Source organism: Aquisalimonas sp. 2447, assembly GCF_012044895.1.
Taxonomy (GTDB): domain Bacteria; phylum Pseudomonadota; class Gammaproteobacteria; order Nitrococcales; family Aquisalimonadaceae; genus Aquisalimonas.
The window spans coordinates 2,650,735-2,670,048 of sequence record NZ_CP050695.1 but is presented as its reverse complement, the minus strand read 5'-3'; the positions used below and the strand labels follow the sequence as shown (position 1 = coordinate 2,670,048).

The 19,314-nt window shown below is 64.5% G+C and carries 16 protein-coding genes; 8 read left to right on the top strand and 8 right to left on the bottom strand.

From position 1 onward, the window contains the following. The first annotated feature begins 110 nt into the window (after positions 1–110). Both KU884_RS12635 and KU884_RS12630 read left to right on the top strand, forming a co-directional pair. The gene (locus tag KU884_RS12635; protein WP_167782959.1) at positions 111–1,172 is read left to right on the top strand and encodes a proline racemase family protein; all 1,062 of its coding nucleotides are present in this window, start codon (positions 111–113) and stop codon (positions 1,170–1,172) included. Between the two features lie 109 nt (positions 1,173–1,281). Continuing rightward, entirely contained in the window at positions 1,282–2,019 is a 738-nt protein-coding gene (locus KU884_RS12630; RefSeq protein ID WP_167782958.1) for an SDR family NAD(P)-dependent oxidoreductase, read from the top strand. A gap of 33 nt (positions 2,020–2,052) precedes the next feature. Here KU884_RS12630 and KU884_RS12625 read toward each other — a convergent pair whose 3' ends face one another. After that, positions 2,053–2,562 carry a protease complex subunit PrcB family protein gene (locus KU884_RS12625; protein ID WP_167782957.1) on the bottom strand — a complete coding sequence of 170 codons (510 nt, stop codon included), beginning with the start codon at positions 2,560–2,562 and terminating at the stop codon, positions 2,053–2,055. Then, positions 2,559–5,195 carry a S8 family serine peptidase gene (locus KU884_RS12620; RefSeq protein WP_167782956.1) on the bottom strand — a complete coding sequence of 879 codons (2,637 nt, stop codon included), beginning with the start codon at positions 5,193–5,195 and terminating at the stop codon, positions 2,559–2,561. Before KU884_RS12620 ends, KU884_RS12625 begins: the two co-directional genes overlap by 4 nt. A 389-nt stretch (positions 5,196–5,584) precedes the next feature. Here KU884_RS12620 and KU884_RS12615 point away from each other — a divergent pair, with 389 nt between their 5' ends. The 4 genes from KU884_RS12615 (at position 5,585) to ltrA (ending at position 11,424) form a co-directional block, all read left to right on the top strand. Beyond that, a complete protein-coding gene (locus KU884_RS12615) occupies positions 5,585–7,339 on the top strand; it encodes an AMP-binding protein (protein WP_167782955.1) in 1,755 nt (584 codons plus the stop codon). Positions 7,340–7,435: 96 nt separating this feature from the next. Further along, entirely contained in the window at positions 7,436–8,338 is a 903-nt protein-coding gene (locus KU884_RS12610; RefSeq protein ID WP_167782954.1) for a bile acid:sodium symporter family protein, read from the top strand. A 103-nt stretch (positions 8,339–8,441) separates the two neighbouring features. After that, positions 8,442–9,383, top strand: a complete 942-nt coding sequence (locus KU884_RS12605; protein ID WP_167782953.1) for a ketopantoate reductase family protein — start codon at positions 8,442–8,444, stop codon at positions 9,381–9,383. 829 nt (positions 9,384–10,212) lie between these two features. After that, positions 10,213–11,424, top strand: a complete 1,212-nt coding sequence (ltrA, locus tag KU884_RS12600) for a group II intron reverse transcriptase/maturase (protein ID WP_254432052.1) — start codon at positions 10,213–10,215, stop codon at positions 11,422–11,424. A 207-nt stretch (positions 11,425–11,631) separates the two neighbouring features. Here the strand turns inward: ltrA and KU884_RS12595 are convergent, their stop codons facing one another. Beyond that, the gene (locus tag KU884_RS12595; RefSeq protein WP_167782951.1) at positions 11,632–12,918 is read right to left on the bottom strand and encodes a TRAP transporter large permease; all 1,287 of its coding nucleotides are present in this window, start codon (positions 12,916–12,918) and stop codon (positions 11,632–11,634) included. A gap of 47 nt (positions 12,919–12,965) precedes the next feature. Beyond that, a complete protein-coding gene (locus KU884_RS12590; RefSeq protein ID WP_254432051.1) occupies positions 12,966–13,529 on the bottom strand; it encodes a TRAP transporter small permease in 564 nt (187 codons plus the stop codon). Positions 13,530–13,822: 293 nt separating this feature from the next. Between KU884_RS12590 and dctP the strand changes: the two genes are divergently transcribed. Both dctP and KU884_RS12580 read left to right on the top strand, forming a co-directional pair. Then, entirely contained in the window at positions 13,823–14,842 is a 1,020-nt protein-coding gene (dctP, locus tag KU884_RS12585) for a TRAP transporter substrate-binding protein DctP (RefSeq protein ID WP_167782950.1), read from the top strand. Positions 14,843–15,083: 241 nt separating this feature from the next. Next, the gene (locus tag KU884_RS12580; protein ID WP_167782949.1) at positions 15,084–15,653 is read left to right on the top strand and encodes a thioredoxin family protein; all 570 of its coding nucleotides are present in this window, start codon (positions 15,084–15,086) and stop codon (positions 15,651–15,653) included. 170 nt (positions 15,654–15,823) lie between these two features. Here the strand turns inward: KU884_RS12580 and KU884_RS12575 are convergent, their stop codons facing one another. From KU884_RS12575 to KU884_RS12560, 4 genes are all read right to left on the bottom strand, one after another. Further along, a complete protein-coding gene (locus KU884_RS12575; protein WP_167782948.1) occupies positions 15,824–16,357 on the bottom strand; it encodes a transposase in 534 nt (177 codons plus the stop codon). 186 nt (positions 16,358–16,543) lie between these two features. Then, positions 16,544–16,990 carry a cupin domain-containing protein gene (locus tag KU884_RS12570; protein ID WP_167782947.1) on the bottom strand — a complete coding sequence of 149 codons (447 nt, stop codon included), beginning with the start codon at positions 16,988–16,990 and terminating at the stop codon, positions 16,544–16,546. A 237-nt stretch (positions 16,991–17,227) separates the two neighbouring features. After that, entirely contained in the window at positions 17,228–18,331 is a 1,104-nt protein-coding gene (locus KU884_RS12565) for a RuBisCO large subunit C-terminal-like domain-containing protein (protein ID WP_167782946.1), read from the bottom strand. Then, positions 18,324–19,205, bottom strand: coding sequence for a DMT family transporter (locus tag KU884_RS12560; protein ID WP_167782945.1), 882 nt, complete (start codon positions 19,203–19,205; stop codon positions 18,324–18,326). Before KU884_RS12560 ends, KU884_RS12565 begins: the two co-directional genes overlap by 8 nt. Positions 19,206–19,314 lie beyond the last annotated feature (109 nt).

Sequence of the window (19,314 nt, the reverse complement as noted above, 5' to 3'; positions counted from 1 at the left end):
GGACCGTGCCGGCGCGATGTTTCGAGTTCGTGCAGCCCGGGCGCATGCCCGTCCATGAATGACACCTCTGTTAGACTTGAAGGCCGGTTACATTCCGACGGGAGACCCCCATGCGTTCCAGCGACAATCTCCGCCGCCTGCGCCTGGTGGACGTGGACGTCGGCGGCGATCTCCACCGTATCGTTCTTGACGGCGTGGCGCCGGCACCCGGCCGCTTTGTCCGTGAACGCATGGACTACATGGAAGGCAAGGCCGATGGCCTGCGCCGGCTTCTGATCACCGAGCCCTTCGGCTACGAGAGCATGTGCGTCGATCTGGTGATGCCCGCATCCATGCCGGAGGCGCAGCTCGGGTTCGTGATCATGGAGGTGATGGGGTATCCGTACTACTCCGGCTCCAACACCATCGCCACCACCGCGGCAGTGCTCGAGGCGGGGCTGATCCCCATGGAGGAGGGCAGCCAGACCGTCCGCCTGGAATCCCCCGCCGGGGTGAACACCGTGGTGGCGCATAACGAGAACGGCCGTGTCCGCTCGGTGACGACGCAGGGCGGAGCGGCCTTCATTCAGGCGGCGGAACAGGCAGTGGAGGTGCCGGGGCTCGGCACGGTCGCGTACGACCTTGCCTGGAGTGGGGGGTATTACCTCCTGGTGGATGCGACCGCCCTGGGGTTCGTGATCAACGAGGCCAACGTGGATGGCATGACCGAGGTCGCCGCTCGCATTGTGCGTGCGGTGCAGGACGGCTTCAGCCATCGCCATCCGGAACTCGGCGACGTGGGGCTACCGCGGTTTCTCCATTTCATGGGGCCACTGGAAGAACAGCCTGACGGCTCCATCCGCACCCGGTCGGCGACCTACGGCCACCCCGGTGTGATCTGGCATTGCCCCACGGGCACCGGGACCTCCGCTCGCATGGCCCGCATGGCGAATGCGGGGGTTCTTCAGCCGGGAACCGTGTTCGAGACGGTTTCCCCCTGGGGGAATGCGTTCCGCGGTGTGATCACGGGCCACACCCGCGTTGGCGATTTCCCGGCCATCGACAACACCATCACCGCTGACCCCTATCCCATGGCCTACATGGACCTCACCGTGGATGTGGATGCGCCGATGCTGCGCCAGTACGAGCTGGATCACGTGCTCAACCGGCGTGTCGGTGATGCGGACCACTGATCATCAGCCTTTCTCTTGCTCTCGATCAACTCGCCTCGCCGATGAATGCCCTAAGCTGATTACCTCGATTGATTGAAACAGCCGGTATCGGCTCACGGAGGCGTCGTCAATGCGCATGCAAGGCAAGGGTGTGATCGTTACGGGGGGTGCCAGCGGCATTGGCGCCGCGGCAGTGCGGCGGATGGTGGAGGAGGGCGCCCGAGCCGTGATTGCCGACATGAACATCGAGGCCGGCGAAGCCCTGGTGCGGGACCTGGGTGAGGACAAGGCCCGATTCGTGCGAACCGATGTCACCGACCAGGCGCAGGTGGAAGCTCTATTCAGGCAGGCTGAGGAGTTCTGCGGCGTGGATGCGGTGTTCAACAACGCCGGCATCGGCCACCAGGCCGCAGCGGTGGAGACCACCGACGAGGAGTGGGGGCAGGTGATCAGCATCAACCTCACCGGCGTGTTCCGGGTGGCGCGGGAGGCCATGCGCTACATGCAGGGCCGGGGCGGCAGTATCGTCAACTGCGCCTCCATTCTCGGCCATTTCGGACAATCACAGACCGCGCCGTATACCGCTGCCAAGGGCGGCGTGGTGAACATGACGCGCACGCTGGCACTGGAAGGCGCGCCGGACGGCATTCGGGTGAACAGCATTTCGCCGGGGTACGTGGATACGCCGCTGCTCGATCTGCTGGAGCAGGAAGTCAAGGATTTCCTGGTTTCGCTGCACCCGGTGCAGCGTCTCGGGCGCCCGGAGGAAGTCGCCAATGCCGCGCTGTTCCTGGCATCCGACGAAGCGAGTTTCATTACCGGGGCTGACCTGCCCGTGGACGGCGGGTTCCTGGCGGGCAAATCCTGATCCGGCGCCAACGCGGTTGCGGGGGTGGCCGGATTACTCCCGCAGGCGTGTTTTCCCGTCTTGGTCCACCGCGCGGATGGTGTCGTAGTCCCGGCGGGGAAGGGTGAGCATCAGGCACGGGCTGGTGATGGCCTGGGTGACCATTGCGTCTTCGGCCGGCTCCGTCCAGGTCACGGATAACGCGAGGGCATCGTTGTCGAGTGTTGCCCGGTCGTCCCGCAGTTCCAGGCCATACCCCCCGGTGGACCGTTGCCCCATGGTGGCCAGCACCGCGATTGACTCGTGGAAGTCGGGCGCCGGCAGGCGCTCCGCATGGTCATTTCCGAGTACATGACGGAACATGGCGTCGCGCGCCGCCCGGAACTGTTCCTCGTCGGTGATGCGGCGCAGCTGCGGCTCACTCCCGTCGCCCCCGCAGTGGCTGCCGCTGTAGAGTACCTCTACCGGAACGTGCTCGTCGCCGCCCATGTCAGCGCAGGCCGTGACGAGTGTTAGACTCGCCGCCGTGAGGCCGGCCAGCGCCCAGCCGCCGCGCATGTTCATTGTTGCCTCCGGAGTTGGGAGCGGTCGCCGCCGCTGCGCTCCAGGGTACCCAGGGTCTCCAGCGACGTGCTGCTCCCCAGGCCGGCCCGGTAGCCGGTGCTGAAATCACGCCGCACGGTCTGGCCCGCGCCGACGGAGAAGCGCTCGATGCGGTCCAGTGTGGGATAGGCACCACAGGCTTCGCCGGCATCGCAAATGAACCCGTCGTTGTCGTTATCCGTTCCGGCGATCACGTAGTATTCCCCCGGGTCCACATCGGTGAACCGGTAGGTATAGCGACCGTCCTCAGCGTTGACTGCCGTCTCCTTCACCAGCGAGTAGGTCGACGCATCCCGGAGTTGCACATACTTGAGTCCGGCGTCCTCGTCGCCCCGGGCGTCCATTTCGCTCACCGTCATGGTGACACTGACCCTGGCAGTGGAGCCGTTATCCGCTTCAGCTTCGACGGTGCCGCGGAACGTCCCATCGTCCCGGTCGTCTGCATCAACGGTGACCCTGTATGTCCCGAGGCCGCGTTCGCTGTTCTCGTCCAGGGGCTCTACCCTGATCCAGTCCCGATCGTCTGATACCTCGACGACGTCCACGGATTGTTCATCGTCGTTGAGCATCGTCAGCTCGAACTCGGCGCTCTCGGTCCCCCCTTGAGGGACTTCCAACGTTAGGGACCGGGGGGAGGCGCGCAAGGAGGGTTCGCCGGCCTCTCCCTCGGCCAGACGCACGGCGTCCGCGGCATTGATCAGGCCGTAGCCGTACAGCTCGTCGTGTTCACCCGTGCCCGCATCACCCAGCGGCTCGGTCATGGGGCTGTCCGGGGCCTGAATCCACGAGAGCAGCGTGTCAACGTCCAGCTCCGGGTTGAGGCTGCGCATCAGGGCGACCACGCCGGCAACATGCGGTGTCGCCATGGACGTGCCCTGGGAAAACACGTAGTTGGGTGAAATCGATCCGTCCGAACCGGTCTCCGCTGATGTGCTGAGGATGCCGTCCGGATGGCCGTCACCAGTGAGATCCTGGTTCATGTTGCCACCGGGAGCAACCAGGTCCAGGGAGTCGCCGAAGTTGGAGTAGGGCGCGCGGGTGGTGTCGGCGCCCACCGCCCCAACGGACAGGACGTGATCGTACGCCGCCGGATAGATTCTACGAGCCTCGCCGTCGTTGCCCGAGGCCGCCACGACGATCACTCCGGCGTCCGCCACCTCCTCATAGAGGGCTTCGTCGATGTCGGAGCGCGCGCCACCGCCCAGGCTCAGGTTGATGATGTCCGCGGGCCGGTCCGGTTGCGACGCCGCATCGTCAAGCCCCGCCGCGTAGCGCACGCTCTCACGCACGCTCATGGTGGTGCCAAAGCCGTCATCGCAAAGGGCCGTCATGGGCATGATGCGCGTGTCCCGGCCAATTCCGGCAATACCGGTGTTGTTATTCGTTGCCGCACCGACAATGCCGGCCACGTGGGTGCCGTGGAAGCGAGTGCCATCGGGTATGGATGTGCCGTCGACGTCACAATCGGGGGAGAAATCCCGTCCGTCGGCCGTGAGCTTGTCGGCCAGGTCGGGGTGGTCGGCATAGATCTCGGTGTCGATGACGGCGACGATGATCTCGTCCTCGCTGGCTGTAAGGGACCAGGCCTCGTCCATGTCGATCAGCGGCACGTTCCACTGGAGATCGAGGAATTCGTCGTTGGGCAGGCTCTGGGAGCGGTAAACGGCGTTGAGTTCCGTATCGCGGATGTCCTCCTGTCGCCGCAGCGCCTTGGCCATGGCGATCGTATCCAGGTGACGCCGCGTGGCTGCCGGTAGTTGCGAACGTCCCCGGCGTGCTGTCTCCGGGGTGGCGCCCCGACCCATGGCAGACATCGCCTGCTGGTGCGCCGCCTCGTCCGGGACATGCATGAGCGTTCCGACCCGGGGGCCGCCGCCCCGGTGCTCCAGGCCCAGTTGCCGGGATCGGGCGCTGGCCATGGTGCCCACATCCAGGCCCTGGGCCTGCAGGGAGTCGTCTTCGAAATGGACGATGATGTCTCCGGGGACGAACTCTCCCTGACTGGTTGCGGTAGAGGCCCCTGTTGACGCCGCCGCCGGTGTCAGCCCCTGACCCAGGGTGAGTATGTAGTTGGAGTCCCCCTCAACGGCGGTGACTTTGATGATGAACGTGTCCGTGCCCGCATCCGAAGGCACCTGGATTTCTTCGACCCGCGCGTGGTCCGCGGAACTGGCGATCACGTGACCGTCTTCGTCCATGAGATGCAGGTCGAGGTCGACGGGTTCCTCGTCGCTGCCGGGGTAGTCGCTGATGTGCAGCCGGATGCGTTGGCCCGGGGAGAGATTGGCGCTGTAGTAGTCAACGGGGTCGGTGTCCGGATCCGCATTCGCATACCCGCCGAGCGTCGCTGGATTGCGGAGGGGTTGAGCTTCGTCGAGATCATTGTTGGTGCTTCCGTCGCCGGCCTGCGGATTGTTGACCGTTCTGTCCACCGCCGTGCCCGGCTCGATGCTGATTGCACCCTCGACCACGCCGCGCCGGTCGCTGTCGTCACTGCTGCTGCTACTGCCGCTAAAGCACCCGGACAGGGTGAGCGGTAGCAGTGTGGCTAGGACTAGGGTGCGGATGCTGTTGGGCGGACCTGAGGCAGTCATGGGGCGAATGTTCGCACGAACTCCAGGGTTGTGATGCCAATGCTCCGACATGCGGTGCAGCGGGCCCGATGAGTGTCTTCAGCAAGGTTCCGGCGGGATCGTTGTAACGTCAAGCGGTGGACCGCACTTGTCGTTCGGTTTTCGGGCCGGGGTGTGGACTGGTCCACATTTTCCGGCTGTGCTTTGGCCCGCGTTTGCGCGCGAGCACAAAGGCGCTACCATACGGACCCGTATTGCGATGATCCCGCGCACTGAATGACTTGCCGAAATCCCGGCGAGCGCGCATCGTAAAGCATGCGGTCGCTGCCAGGGCGGCGGGTGCGCGGCAAGAGAATGAACAGAACGATAAGGACGCCCCGCGCGGGGGTGATCCGAACCGGAGGAGTTACATGTCTTACGAGGACGCCTACGACGCTGCCCCGTGGTCGAAGCATTACAGTGGCGACTACACCAAGTCCCGACTGCACGGCTATGACAATCTGGCGCAACTTGTTGTCGACAACGCCAGTACATACAAGGAGAGCCTCGCCTACACCACGGTCATGCCCAACGGCATGTCCGGCTCGCTGCGTTACGGCGACGTGGACTTGATGTCGGACCAGTTCGCCGTCTACCTCCGCGAGGTGCTCCGCGTCGCACCCGGCACGCGGGTGGCGGTGCAGATGCCCAACTGCCTCACCTTCCCGGTGGCCGCCATGGGGGTGTTCAAGGCCGGCTGCACGCTGGTGAACGTCAACCCGCTCTACACCGAGTCCGAGATGAAGCACCAGTTCAAGGATGCCGGCGTGGAGGTGCTGGTAATCGTGGACATGTTCACCGACAAGCTGGCCAGCATCATCGAGCAGACGTCGGTGAAGCATGTGGTGGTCACCAGCCTGGCGCAGTGGTTCCCGCGGGTGGTGGGGGGCATCCTCAGGGGCGTGTTCAAGTACTGGAACAAGGCCGTTCCCGAACTCACCATCGAGGCCACCACCATCGCCGAGGCGCTGGAGCAGGGAGAGCGTGCCCGGGAGGCCGGGGGCATCCGCGTTGCCGACTACTGGCGGGACATCTCGCGTGATGACGTGGCGGTGCTCCAGTACACCGGCGGTACCACCGGCGTGAGCAAGGGCGGCGTGCTCACCCACGGCAATATCCTCACCAACATCGGCCAGATCGACGCCGTCGCCAGCGATCACATGGAAAACGGCAAGGAGTGCGTGCTCACGGCGCTGCCGCTCTACCACATCTTCGCGTTCACGGTGAACATGCTGGCGTTCCACTGCCGCGGCGCGCGGAACATCCTGGTGCCCAGCCCGCGGCCCATCCAGAACTGCCAGCGGGCCATCGAGAATTACCCCATTACCTGGATCTCCGGTGTGAACACCCTGTTCAATGCCTTGCTGAACGAGGAGTGGTTCCACGTCTATCCGCCGAAGACCATGAAAGTCGCCATCGCCGGAGGCACCGCTCTGCACGCGGCAGTGGCGGATCGCTGGGAGCGGGTGGTGGGCTGCCCCATCGCCGAGGGTTACGGGCTCACCGAGAGCTCACCGGTGGTGAGCTTCAATCCCATTGGCCAGGGCGGTCGGCGGGACAGTATCGGCATCCCTGCGCCGGGAACGCGGGTGCGGATTGTCGATGACGACGGCCACGCCGTGGCGCCCGGCGCACCCGGCGAGATCATCGTCCAGGGGGATCAGGTCATGCAGGGCTACTGGAACCGGCCGGACGAAACCGCCAAGACAATCAAGGACGGCTGGCTGTATACCGGTGACGTGGCCTACATGGATGAGGACGGATTCTTCCACATCGTCGACCGCAAGAAGGACATGGTCCTGGTCAGCGGTTTCAACGTGTATCCCAATGAGGTGGAGGACTGCATCGCGCTGCTGGAGAAAGTCCACGAGGCGGCGGTCATCGGCGTCAAGGATCCGGACACCGGCGAGGCGGTGAAGGCGTTCGTGGTCAAGCGCGACGAGAGTCTCACCGCCGAGGAAGTGCGCAAGCACTGCAAGGCGCATCTGGCCGGTTACAAGGTGCCGAAACAGATCGAGTTCCGGGATGATCTGCCGAAGACACCCGTGGGCAAGGTGCTGCGCAAGGAACTGCGCCCCGGCGGGGCGGCGGGCACTGCCACCACAACGAAGACGGAAGCGGCCTGAGGCGGCTGCCGTCGCCCGCCGGATCAATAACAGCGAAAAGGGTGGCGGTACGCCCGGGCAGGTGCGTGCCAGCCGATCCGACCACGGAGAAGATTCATGCTGAGTCCATTGGAAGAGGCCCTGCTGGCGGTGATGATGATTGTCATCATGCTGGGCATGGGCGCATCGCTCACATTCAAGGATTTCCGCATCGCCATGCGTCACCCCCAGGCTGTCCTGGTCGGGTTCGCATCCCAGTACATGTTCATGCCGTTCATCGCCTTCAGCCTGGCGCGGCTGCTGCAGCTCACCCCGGAGCAGACGGTGGGGTTGGTGCTCATGGGCTGCATGCCGGGTGGCACCACCTCGAATATCTTCGCGTATTTCTCCAAGAGTTTGCTGAGCCTCAGCATCATGATGACGGTGTGCTCCACGCTTGCGGCCATTGTCATGGTGCCGCTGCTCATGGAGTTCTACACCGCCGGGATTGACGACACATTCCGCATCCCGCCGGACGAGATCATTGCGCTGTTGTTCGTGCTGCTGATCCCGACGCTCATCGGCATGTGGTCGCGGAAGAAGAACGCCAACTTCGGTGCCGTCACGGAGCTGGTTGGCGGCGTCATCGGGGTGCTGGTTATCGCGTTCCTGATGGCCACCTGGGCGCCGCGGAACTGGGAGCTGCTGTTCACCACCGGCTGGGATGTCTACCTGGCGGTGATCCTGCTGGGCGTCGTCGGCTTCCTGTTCGGCTACATCTTTGCCCGCGTGGTCCGGCTGGGGCCACAGAAAGCCCGCACGGTGTCGCTGGAAACCGGCATCCAGAACGGGCCGCTGGGGGCGCTGATCGTGATCATGGTGTTCTCCGGCGAGACGCAGCAGCTCATTCTGCTGATGCCGGTGCTGTACTCGTTCTTCATCATCATCACCTCGAGCCTGGCCACGCTTTACTACCGCCGCCGCACGCGGATCGAAGAGCTGGCAAGGGATCAGGCGAAGATCGAGCCGGCGAAAGCGTAGGCCGCTTCCATCACGCCGCGCGCCGGGTCGTCCGCAGGCCGCGACCCGGCGGCGTCAACCCGGGAGCGAATACATACAAACAAACGCACCTCTGGAGGATCCCATGACCGACTCCCCCCGCGTCCTGATCGTTGGCGCAGGAGCCATCGGCAGCTTCTACGGCGCCATTCTCGCCCGCGGCGGTGCCCGCGTTGAAGCCGTGAGCCGCTCGGAAGCGACCGTCATCCGCGAGCAGGGCTTCCGCATCAACAGCCAGGACATGGGCGATCTCTCGTTCAAGCCCGATGCGGTCTACGAGAGCGTCGAGGACGTCGCCACGCCGCCCGAGTTCGTGCTGCTGTCGGTGAAGGTGCTGGACGATCTCGACCGGGCTGCGCTGATCCGCCCGGCGGTGGGGCCGGAGACGGTGATTGTGCTGGTGGAGAACGGCATCGACATCGAGCGCCCCATCAAGGAGGCGTTCCCCGATAATCCCCTGGTCAGTGGCCTGGCCTTCGTCGCGGTGAGTCGCACCGGTCAGGCGCAATCGGAGCACAAGGCCTACGGCCGGCTGGTGATCGGCGAGTACCCCGCGGGTGCCGGCGACGCCTGCCAGCGGTTCTCGGCCCTGCTGGAAGCCGGTGGCGTGAACTGCCCCATTTCCGACAGTCTGGTCACCGAGCGCTGGCGCAAAGCTGTCTGGAACGCCGCTTTCAACCCTGTCTCCGTCATCGCCGGTGGCGCCACCACCACCACCATGCTGGACGCCCCCGGCGGCGAGGAGTTCATGGTGACGTTGATGCAGGAGATCTGCGCCGTGGCCGCTGCCGCCGGACATCCCCTGGACCCGGAGCTGCCGCAAAAGGCGATCCCTGGTACCCGCAAGATGCCCCCGTACCACAACAGCATGGCCCTGGATTTCCTCAACGGCCGCCCCATGGAAGTGGAGGCCATCCTCGGTAACGTCATCCGGGCGGCGAGGGAGCACAACGTGGATATCCCGCATCTGGAGAGCGTCTACCGCGTCACCAAGATGGCGCAGCAGCGGATCGCCGTGGAGGGGTAGGGAGCCTTCGGGCTGCTTCCGGTTCGCGACTGACGTCGCTCTCACACGAATGGCAGGCGGTGGCTTCTCCTGTGGGAGCGACGTCAGTCGCGACAAATCGGCAGTCGGGCTAAACGCCCGTAGGGCGGACCTTCAGGAGCGCCAGGCGAAGCCTGGTCGCTTGGGATTGGTGGCATGGAGGCGGCCATGAAATTGCGAGAGGGACCCAGCGGGCCGTTGAGCCCGCCCGGTAGAGGTTGGCCACCAGCCGGAAGCGAGTCTTGCGCTGCAGTGGGTAACTGCTGTGGTGAAGCGTAGACAGCGAGTGTCCAGGCTGCGTGATTGAGCCCCGAAATCCGCGACATTGTGGGTGCCGACGGTGTCTGAAGACCGGAAGGCAGTAACGCTGCACTGTAGAGGCCTGGTGTGGTGTGCCCGCCGGGGTCCGAGAGCGGGGCATGGGCACATTGGGGTCCCCCAGGAACCTGGGAGGGCCTGTCGTCTCCGCCTAAGAAGTAGACGGTGCGGGCGACCGCTGATCCGCAGTCCGGGCCAGTGGTGGGAGCGTCCTCCTGCTGCTGGAGCGAAGGCTGAGGGCGCTGCGGCGGTATGGTGCTGCGAGGACAGCCAGAGCGGTGCCAGACGGGCGGCAGGCAGTCGGAGTCTCCCATAGTACCGGAGCAGCCGGGGAACGCGCCCCAGCGGACCCGGTGAAGGGGAAGGGGAGACCGTGTGAGTGGAGCTGTTGGAGGGACCGATGGCGGAGGCATTGGACTCTGATCTCATCTCAACGCGATGCCAACAGATAGCGGATCTGGCGCGGCGTCTTCCGGACAGGCCGCTTTTGACGTTGGCCCATCACATTGACGAGGCGTGGTTGCGTGAGGCGTATCGACGCACGCGCAAGGACGGGGCGCCGGGCGTTGATGGTCGCACGGGTGCCGCCTACGGCGAGGAGCTTGAGGCGAACCTGAGCTCGCTGCTGGAGCGGGCGAAGTCCGGGGCGTACCGGGCGCCGCCGGTGCGGGGCACCTCGATCCCCAAGGGTGACGGGAGCGAGCGCCGAGCGCTCGGCATTCCGACGTTTGAGGACAAGGTGCTCCAGCGGGCGGTGGCGATGGTGCTGGAGGCGGTCTACGAGCCGGAGTTCCACGAGGGCTCGTACGGCTTCCGCCCGGGACGCTCGGCGCACCAGGCGCTGCAGGCGGTCTGGCGGCCGTTGATGGCGATGGGCGGTGGCTGGGTGATTGATCTTGACGTGCGCAAGTTCTTTGACCGGGTCGACCATGGTCTGTTGCGGGAGGTGCTGCGTCGGCGGGTACGTGACGGCGTGCTGGTTCGGTTGATCGGCAAATGGTTGAACGCCGGCGTGCTGGAGGAAGGGCAGTGGCGCCAGCCCGGGCGGGGCACCCCGCAGGGCGGGGTGATCTCGCCGATGCTCGCCAACATTTTCCTCCACGAGGTGCTGGATACGTGGTTCGAGGACAGTGTCCGGCCCCGGTTGCGCGGTGAGGCGCACCTGGTGCGTTTTGCCGACGATGCGCTGCTGGTGTTCGCCTGCGAGAGCGATGCCCGGCGGGTGATGGAGGTGCTGCCCAAGCGTTTTGCGCGCTACGGGCTGGAACTCCACCCGGAGAAGACCCGGGTTGTGCGGTTCGACCGGCCCGGATCGGGCGGAGGACCGCACCCGGAGACCTTCGATTTTCTCGGCTTCACCCACTACTGGGGGCGGTCGAGGCGAGGGCGCTGGGTGGTCAAGCGCAAGACGGCGCGGGATCGGCTGCGCCGGGCCATGCATGCAATCGATCGTTGGTGCTGTGTGATGCGGCATCACCCCGTGGTTGAGCAGTGGCAAGCCCTGAACCGCAGACTCCGGGGCCACTACGCCTACTTCGGCGTGCGTGGTAACTTTGCAGCGATCGACCAGGTCCGCTCCCAGGCGATGCGCTCCTGGCACCGATGGCTGTCGCGGCGCTCGCAGAAGGCGGCGATCCCGTGGTCGGAGTTCTCCCGGTTCCTGGAGTGTTACCCGCTCGCCCGGGCCAGGATCTGCGCCACGTAGCGAAGCCACTCACACGAGGAGCCACTTGCGGGAAACCCGCACGAGTGGATCTGTGGGGGGCCGGCCGGGTAACCGGCCGGCCTACCCGACGTCCGCCGTTACAAGACATGCAAGCCATGGTGGCTTGATCGAATCCCGCTCGGCGGACCTGAAGGTCCGCCCTACGTTTACTACATTTGCCGCGGATCAGCCCTGGCGTTGCTTCGCCTACTGCGCCCCCATGGACGGCAGCCACAGCGAAATCTGCGGGAACATGATCAGAATGACCGTCGCCAGTAGCAGTATCGCAATGAATGGTGGCGTCCCGCGTATGACGTCGAAGTAGGGCCTTCGGAAGACAGCCATGGCAGTGAATATGTCACAGCCGAACGGCGGTGTCGCCGAACCGATGGCCGCCTGCAGGGTCACGATCACGCCCACGTGCACCGGGTCCAGGCCGGCGGCGGTGACCAGCGGCTGGAACAGCGGCGTAAGAATCAGGATCACCACGATCGGGTCCACGAACATGCAGCCGATGAAGTAGGCCACCGCGATCAGCGCCAGTGCCGCGGTGGGGCTGTCACCGAACTGCTGGATGATGGGCGTGAGGATCTGCTGCGGCACGCCCGCCGTGGACAATGCCTGGGAGAACGCGTAGCCGATGGCCACCAGGATGAACACCACCGCCGTGATCATGCCGGTGGACAGGGCAATCGAGCCGATGTCCCTGAGGCTGACCTTGCGGTAGATGATCACCTCGAGGATGAACGCATACAGCACCGCCATGGCCGAGGCGTCCACCGGGCTGAAGGTGCCGGTGTAGATCCCGCCCACCACGATCACCGGGAAGCCCAGGGGCAGGATGGACTTGCGCAGTGCTGTCAGCCGCTGCGACCAGCTGGAGCGCGGCTCCGGCTCGATGCCCATGATCCGCGACGCCACATAGCAGTAGATCGAGAACATGAACAGGATCAGGAAGCCGGGCAGGATGCCGGCGATGAATAGATCGCCGATGGACGCACCGCGGGCGATGACGCCGTAGACGATCATGCCGATACTCGGCGGAATCAGCAGAGCGATGTCGCTGGCGTTGATGATCAGCGCCAGGGTGAAGCTGTCCTTGTAGCCCTTCTGCAGCAGCCGCGGACGCATGGGGCCACCCATGGCAACCACGGTGGCCTGGGTGGAGCCGGACACCGCACCGAACAGGGTGCAACTCGCGGCGGTGGTGATGGGCAGCCCGCCGCGGAGGTGGCCGGCGAACGCGCTGACCAGGTCAAGCAGCCGGTTGGCGGTATGCCCCTTGGTCATGATGTCCGCGGCAAAGATGAACATCGGCACCGCCGCCAGCACCCACTGCTCCACCCCCGAGAACATCCAGCTGACACCCTGGTCGGGGCCAAAGAAGGTCATGCCGGTGAACATCATGAACAGCGTGGCAGCCAGCAGCGGAACCATCATGGGAAAGCCCAGCAGGAGCAGGACTACCATGAGGATGGCCATCCAGGTCAGCATGCAGATCGCCCTCTTGTTATTCGAACCTCAGCGCACCGCGCCGGCGATTATCGTGGTTCCTGCTCCTCATCCGGCATCTCCACCGGCACCTCGTCGTAGCCTTCCAGTTCCGTGAAGGAGCGGTACATTTCCTTGGTGGTGAGATTACGGAACGCGGTGAGCCAGTACTGGATGCCTGCAAGTGTGAAGCCAATGGGCATGGAGATGTAGATCATCCACAGCGGGATGTTCAGTGCCGACGTGCTGCGCTGCCGGCGATAGATGGTCTCGACATAGCCGACGGCTTCCCAGGCCATGTAGAACAGCAGCGCCCCGGTCACCAGGCAGATCATGATGATGAACACCTTGCGGGCGATTCCCTTCAGCTGATCGTAGATCGCGGACATGCTGATGTGGCGGGCGCGCCGCACGGCGTAGCTCACACCGACGAAGGTAATCAGCACGATGAGGAGTTCCGTCACTTCCGTGCGTCCGGGGACGCCGACCTGGAAGAACATGCGCCCGAGAACGTGGGTCACCATCAGTACTGCCATGACGACAATGGAGCCGCCGACAATGGTTGCCTCCATGTACTCCAGGATTCGGTCGATCACCCGAATGATCTTGCCCAAAAGCGTTGTCGGTCTGCGTATGAGTGACGCCCCATTGCTCACCGCTGCTCTCCCACAATGGCTGTCTTTTTTCTACCGATGACTCGACAATAACGCACTTGAACGGCTTTGCACACTTTCCGGCGGCATGCGCAGCATTAGTGCAGCGACGCCCTGCAAGAGTGCGTCTGATGCGTCCATAAGAAGGGCACCGTCCGGGTCGTAGACAGGCCGCTCCGCTGTGTTAGTGTTAAGGAAGGCTCAATGCGAGAGTCCCTTGGAGACTAACTCAAACGTAGAAACGGGAGGTGCCAATGCTCTGGCAAAAAGGTTTTTGTGCAGCTGTAGCCCTGGGTCTTGCCACGGCGGGAACACAGGCAGCGGCTTTCGAAAGCCAGACCTGGCGGTTTGGCCTTGAAGAGATCGAGGGCAGTGTCCAGTACGAGTATGCGGCGCGATTCGCGGAACTCATGGACGAGAAGACGGATGGTGCGGTCAGTGTCGAGCTCTATCCCTACGGGCAGCTTGGTGGCCTGACGGACATCTACGATGCCGCGCAGAGTGGTGCCATCCAGCTGGCGTTCGGGTCCGGGTTCCTCGGTGGCACGGTTCCGGAGAGCCAGATTTTCAGCCTCAACTTCGTGCTCACGGATGATGAGTGGACCAACACCCAGATCCTGAACTCCGACGAGTTCCTGCTGAGTGAGGACTTCCAGGAAGCGTTCCGCAACCGCGATCTGCATCCCATTGCAGTGGTTCCGGAGGGCTGGCAGGTCTGGTCCGCCAATCAGGAAATCCGCACGCCGGAAGACATGAGCGGCCTCGCCATCCGCACCATGGACAACCGTCTGCTGCGGGAGACGTACCAGGCCTATGGCGCGGATCCGGTGACCGTCGAGTACGGTGAACTCTACTCCGCCCTGCAGCTTGGCCAGGCCGAGGGCAACATCCAGCCGGTGTTCGCCCATGAGGAAATGGCCTTCTACGAGGTGCAGGACTACCTGATCTTCGCCAACCACGCCCAGTTCATCGCCACGTTCATGGGCAACCGTGACTGGTGGGACAGCCTCGACGACGACCTGAAGGATGTGGTCCACGAGGCGCGGCAGGAACTGGTGGAATACATCCACGACAAGCAGCAGGAGCTCAACACCGATCGGCTGGAAACCATCAAGGACGAGGGCAGCACCGAGATCGTCGAGCTCACCGACGAGGAGCGTCAGGCCTTCGCCGAGCGCGCCGAGCCGGTCCGCGACGTCTTCGTCGACATGGTCGGTGATCGCGGCGGACGCATGCTGGAGAACCTGCTGGAACTGGTGGAAGAGCACCGGTAAGTCGAGTCACAGCCGGTTCTGCCGGCAGTGACGCCATAGCGGCTCGGCCTGAAAAGGTCGGGCCGTTTACGTTTGCGGCACCGCAAGACGGCAGAAGCCCCACAGCCATGCCATCATTAGGGAAACGGGAACAAGCCGCCTTGCGCGACTTGGGGTGCATCAAGCACCGTCCAGACGCAGGGTGCATCTTGATGCACCTTCAGGCCTGGACACTCGGTCACCCAACGCAGGAGCATCCGCCATGGTCGCCACAGCATCCCGCATGATGCCGCTGGAAACCCCACTCCCCCGGTTCCGCCTGCTGGACACCGACGGCAATATCGTTGCCAGTGACGATTTCGTCGACGCCGATGCCCTGCTGGTGGTCTTCATGTGCAACCATTGCCCGTTCGTGCGCCACATCGCCCAGGGGCTTGCGAGCTTTGCCCGGGAATTCATGCCCCGGGGCCTGGCCGTGGTCGGCATCAATTCCAACGACGCCGAGCGCTTCCCGGACGACAGCTTCGAAGCCATGGGGTGGGAGAAAGCCCGGGTAGGTTACCCGTTCCCGTATTTGCACGACCCGGATCAAACCGTGGCGCACGCCTTTGGTGCAGCATGTACCCCGGACTTCTTCCTCTTTGACGGCGACGGCAGCCTGGCCTACCGCGGCCAGTTCGACGGCAGCCGTCCGGGCAACAACACCCCCGTCACCGGCGACGACCTCCGCGCCGCCGCCACCGCCGTCCTCACCGGCACCGAAGTCGACCCGGACCAGACCCCCAGCATGGGCTGCAACATCAAGTGGAAGCCCGGCAACGAGCCCGCCTGATGTTGCATCCTGGCGCCCCTGGACGGGGGTGCGGTGGATGCTTCCGCAGGCGGCCCATCCAGAGGCGTAGGGTGCATCTTGATGCACCTTCAGCTGCTTCGATTGATGCCGTAACGGTGCATCAAGATGCACCCTGCGTGGGGCCGTTCAGCATCGACCGGTGATGTGGCTCACTCGAACTCCATCCCCATGATGTTATCCGGCTCACAAGCACCCCAATCCGGCGGATACCAGGCTTTCTTTACGGCCTGATGGAAACTCGAATACGGCCAATCCCCCGGCTGCGCTACCAACCCGTGTTTCACTGGGTTGTAGTGAATGTAGTCCATGTGCCGCCGGAAATCCTCCTCTTCCCGGATAAGGTGCTCCCAATAACGCCGTTGCCACACCGGTTGCTCCCCGGGGCGGCGGGCCCGCTCAGCGGTCACATCTTCGGGCGAGGATTGCGTGAACAGCGTCTTTACGAGGCGCCACCGGCGTGCGTGGTCGTTGTCCCCGTCGGGGAGCGTCCACAGGGCGTGCAAATGGTCGGGCAGAACCACCATGGCTTCGATCTGGAAAGGATATGCTGCACGCGTGCGGCGCAAGGCTGTACGAAGGCGTTGTACATTCGCCGACACGTTGAAAAGAGGGCGTCGCCGATGGGTCACGACAGTGAAGAAATAGGTTCCGCCCGGTACTCGGGCGCGCCGGTAATTCGGCATGATCGGCCTCCCTGCCAATCGGTGTTCATTCATGGTTCCAGCGGCGCATCAACAGCGGCCGAGAGATCATAGCCAATTCGTGAGATCGATGCATCCGAACCCCCACCGTAGGGTGCATCTTGATGCACCGTTAAGGCATCAACCGAAGCCCCTGAAGGTGCATCAAGATGCACCCTACGCGTTTGTCTAGACCTTGATGCGTCCTGTCAACGCCGGATTCTTCCGCAATTCCTCGACGTTTTCCTCCGTCGGCACCTGCGGGCGGTCGCGGTCGCGGTCGACGATGCACAGGAAACCCAGAGATTCGTCGGTGGTGGCGTGAAACTGGTGCCACTGGTGCGGGGCGATGTACACGCAGTCATGCAGGCCGATGGCCTCGACGCGGTCCTCCAGGACCACCTCGCCGGCACCGCGGATGATCACCACCGAATGCGGATGCTCGTGATGCTCCAGGGATGAATACCCCCCCGGCTGGATCTCGAAATACCGGGTGATGAAGTTCAGGCGCTCCTCGCCCTCGTTCTCACCAAGCAGAGTCTGCCGGTGGATGTCGCGGAAGCCGGTGCCGTCGGTCTTGTATTCCTTGACCGGCACGTCCCAGCGGTAGTCTTTGGCGCGTACGATCTTTGCCATCGTCGTTTCCGGTTCGCTGCCCGTGCAGCAGATGTAGGGCGGACCTGTAGGGCGGACCTTCAGGTCCGCCGATGAGGCTTCCGTGAGCCGCCTTGGTTTGCATGTCTTTGGACGGCGGACCTGAAGGTCCGCCCTACGGTGGCTGAAGTTCCGGCTTCGATCGAGCCGCCCTGGCCTGCGTGTCTTGGGCGGCGGACCTGAAGGTCCGCCCTACGTCAGGCGACAGGATCCATCGCCCTACCGTCCGATGGCCTTCCGCAACGCCTCCGTCGCGCGGGTGAGATCCCCCTGGGCATACAGGCTGCCGCCGATCAGCATTATGGTATCGGCCCCGTACTGTTCGATCCACCCGGGGGCGCGGGCCACGTCCATGCCCCCGCCGGGGGTGGGCGCCGCCGGCAGCAGCTCACCCATGGGGTAGCGCAGACGGTGGTTGATGGCTTCGCAGGTGGCCAGGCTGAAGCCGAAGCGCCCGCCGGTGTTGGGGTAGATGGAGGCGTCGGCGCCGGTCAGGCGGAAGAGGTCGCCCAGGAGCAGATCCGGCGAGATGCCATGATCCGGACGGAAGTAACTGCCCGTGAGCGCCGGATGCGCCATGAGCGCCAGGCCGAAGCGCCCGCGCAGCCAGCGCATGGTGTCCAGGCCGGTGATCCAGGGGCTGATGAGCACACCCCGGCAGCCTGCCTCCCGGGCCACCGTCATGCGCGCTTCCAGCAGGTGCCACGGTGCCGTGACGTTGGGGAAGTACAGGCTGTTGCCGCCGGTTTCCGCATTCGCCTGCGCGACGGCGCTCTGGCACGCCGTTACCCGCTCGACGAAGGGTGCGTCCGCCTGATCCGCCACGCCGTGATCGTCCTTGATGATGTCCATGCCGCCCAGGGCGAAGCGGTAGGCACGTTCGGCCAGGGCGTCGGCATCCAGGCCCACGGGCTTCAGTGCCGTGCACAGCAACGCCTCGCCCCCCGGCACGCCGGTGAGCTGGCGCAGGCCTGTCATGCCGAACGCGGGGCCACCGAAGGCGTCCAGCAGATCCCGGGGCCAGCGGATGTCGGTGAGGCGAATGCCGTCCTTGAGCGAGATGTTGCCGAACAGGGTATTCAGCAACTGCGTCAGCTCACCACCCACCAGGGCCGGATTGAAACTGAGCGTGGCCTCGAAGCGATGGTCGGGCAGTGCGGAGAACCGCTCCACACGGCCCACCACCCGTTCGTACAGGGCATCCGGCACACAGTCCCGTGGCAGTTCCACGGTCTGTTCCAGGGCGATGTCCCGGAGCTTCGCTTCCGGGTCCTCGTCCGGCTGGCAGGTCAGCAGATAGTCCACCTGCAGGCGCTCATCCATTGGCAGTCTCCTTTGTCGCTGCCGGCGCGGGTTTGCCCGAGCGGGTGGTGAGGACGCCCGCGAGGACCACCAGCAGCATGCCGATCAGTGTGGGCATGTCCAGGTGCTCACTCCAGAATAGCCAGCCGTACAGGGCCCCGAACACCACCGAGACATACGTGAACGGTCCGATCTGGCCTGCCGGCGCCAGCGCATAGGCGCGGGTGAGCAGCAGCTGCGCCGCCGTGGCGCAGCCGCCCATGGCCAGCAGCCAGAGCAGGGCGCGCGGCTCCGGGGTCTGCCATGTCCAAAGCAGCGGCACGGCGGAGATCAGGGTGGCGAACACCCCGAACCAGAAAACGATCCGCACCGCCGGCTCCGTGCGGCTCATGCGCCGGATGGTCACCTTGGCCAGCCCGGCGAGAAATGCGCCCATGAGGCCGATGATGGCGACCATCTGCACCCCCTCGGCGTCCGGTTGCAGGATGAACGCCACGCCGACGAAACCCACCACGATGGCCGCCTTGGCGGTGTTGGGAATGGTCTCCGAAAGCCACAGCAGGGCGATGATGGGAATGAAGAACGGCGCCGTGAGCTTGAACAGCAGCGCCTCTGCCAGCGCCATGTGGGCGATGGTGTAGAAAAAGCAGTACATGGCCGTCACGCCCACCGCCGCACGCATGAAGTGCAAATGCGGCACCGAGGTCTTCAGGCTGGCCCAGCCGTTGCGCAGCACCAGCGGCATGAGCACCAGCAGCCCGAACAGGTTGCGGAAGAACACCAGCATGGCCTCGGGCATGGTCTCCGCCAGCACCTTCACCGCCGCGCTCATGCTCGCCAGCAGGAACTCGGAGACGACGATGAACAGAGCGCCCAGGAGCAGGTTGCGTTGCATGAGGGATGGCCGGTCCGCGAAAAGCGCGCAGTGTACCGTAATTGGTTAGTCGCGGCGGGGCAGACCATGGTGACCACGGCGTAGGGTGCATCTTGATGCACCGTTACGG

Bases quoted from the DNA above. Each gene is read 5' to 3' on its own strand.
- KU884_RS12570 (WP_167782947.1), bottom strand. From the start codon at position 16,990: ATGGCAAAGATCGTACGCGCCAAAGACTACCGCTGGGACGTGCCGGTC.
- KU884_RS12580 (WP_167782949.1), top strand. From the start codon at position 15,084: ATGGTCGCCACAGCATCCCGCATGATGCCGCTGGAAACCCCACTCCCC.
- KU884_RS12625 (WP_167782957.1), bottom strand. From the start codon at position 2,562: ATGAACATGCGCGGCGGCTGGGCGCTGGCCGGCCTCACGGCGGCGAGT.
- KU884_RS12620 (WP_167782956.1), bottom strand. From the start codon at position 5,195: ATGACTGCCTCAGGTCCGCCCAACAGCATCCGCACCCTAGTCCTAGCC.
- KU884_RS12575 (WP_167782948.1), bottom strand. From the start codon at position 16,357: ATGCCGAATTACCGGCGCGCCCGAGTACCGGGCGGAACCTATTTCTTC.
- dctP (WP_167782950.1), top strand. From the start codon at position 13,823: ATGCTCTGGCAAAAAGGTTTTTGTGCAGCTGTAGCCCTGGGTCTTGCC.
- KU884_RS12605 (WP_167782953.1), top strand. From the start codon at position 8,442: ATGACCGACTCCCCCCGCGTCCTGATCGTTGGCGCAGGAGCCATCGGC.
- KU884_RS12635 (WP_167782959.1), top strand. From the start codon at position 111: ATGCGTTCCAGCGACAATCTCCGCCGCCTGCGCCTGGTGGACGTGGAC.
- KU884_RS12560 (WP_167782945.1), bottom strand. From the start codon at position 19,205: ATGCAACGCAACCTGCTCCTGGGCGCTCTGTTCATCGTCGTCTCCGAG.
- KU884_RS12610 (WP_167782954.1), top strand. From the start codon at position 7,436: ATGCTGAGTCCATTGGAAGAGGCCCTGCTGGCGGTGATGATGATTGTC.
- KU884_RS12630 (WP_167782958.1), top strand. From the start codon at position 1,282: ATGCGCATGCAAGGCAAGGGTGTGATCGTTACGGGGGGTGCCAGCGGC.
- KU884_RS12595 (WP_167782951.1), bottom strand. From the start codon at position 12,918: ATGCTGACCTGGATGGCCATCCTCATGGTAGTCCTGCTCCTGCTGGGC.
- KU884_RS12615 (WP_167782955.1), top strand. From the start codon at position 5,585: ATGTCTTACGAGGACGCCTACGACGCTGCCCCGTGGTCGAAGCATTAC.
- KU884_RS12565 (WP_167782946.1), bottom strand. From the start codon at position 18,331: ATGGATGAGCGCCTGCAGGTGGACTATCTGCTGACCTGCCAGCCGGAC.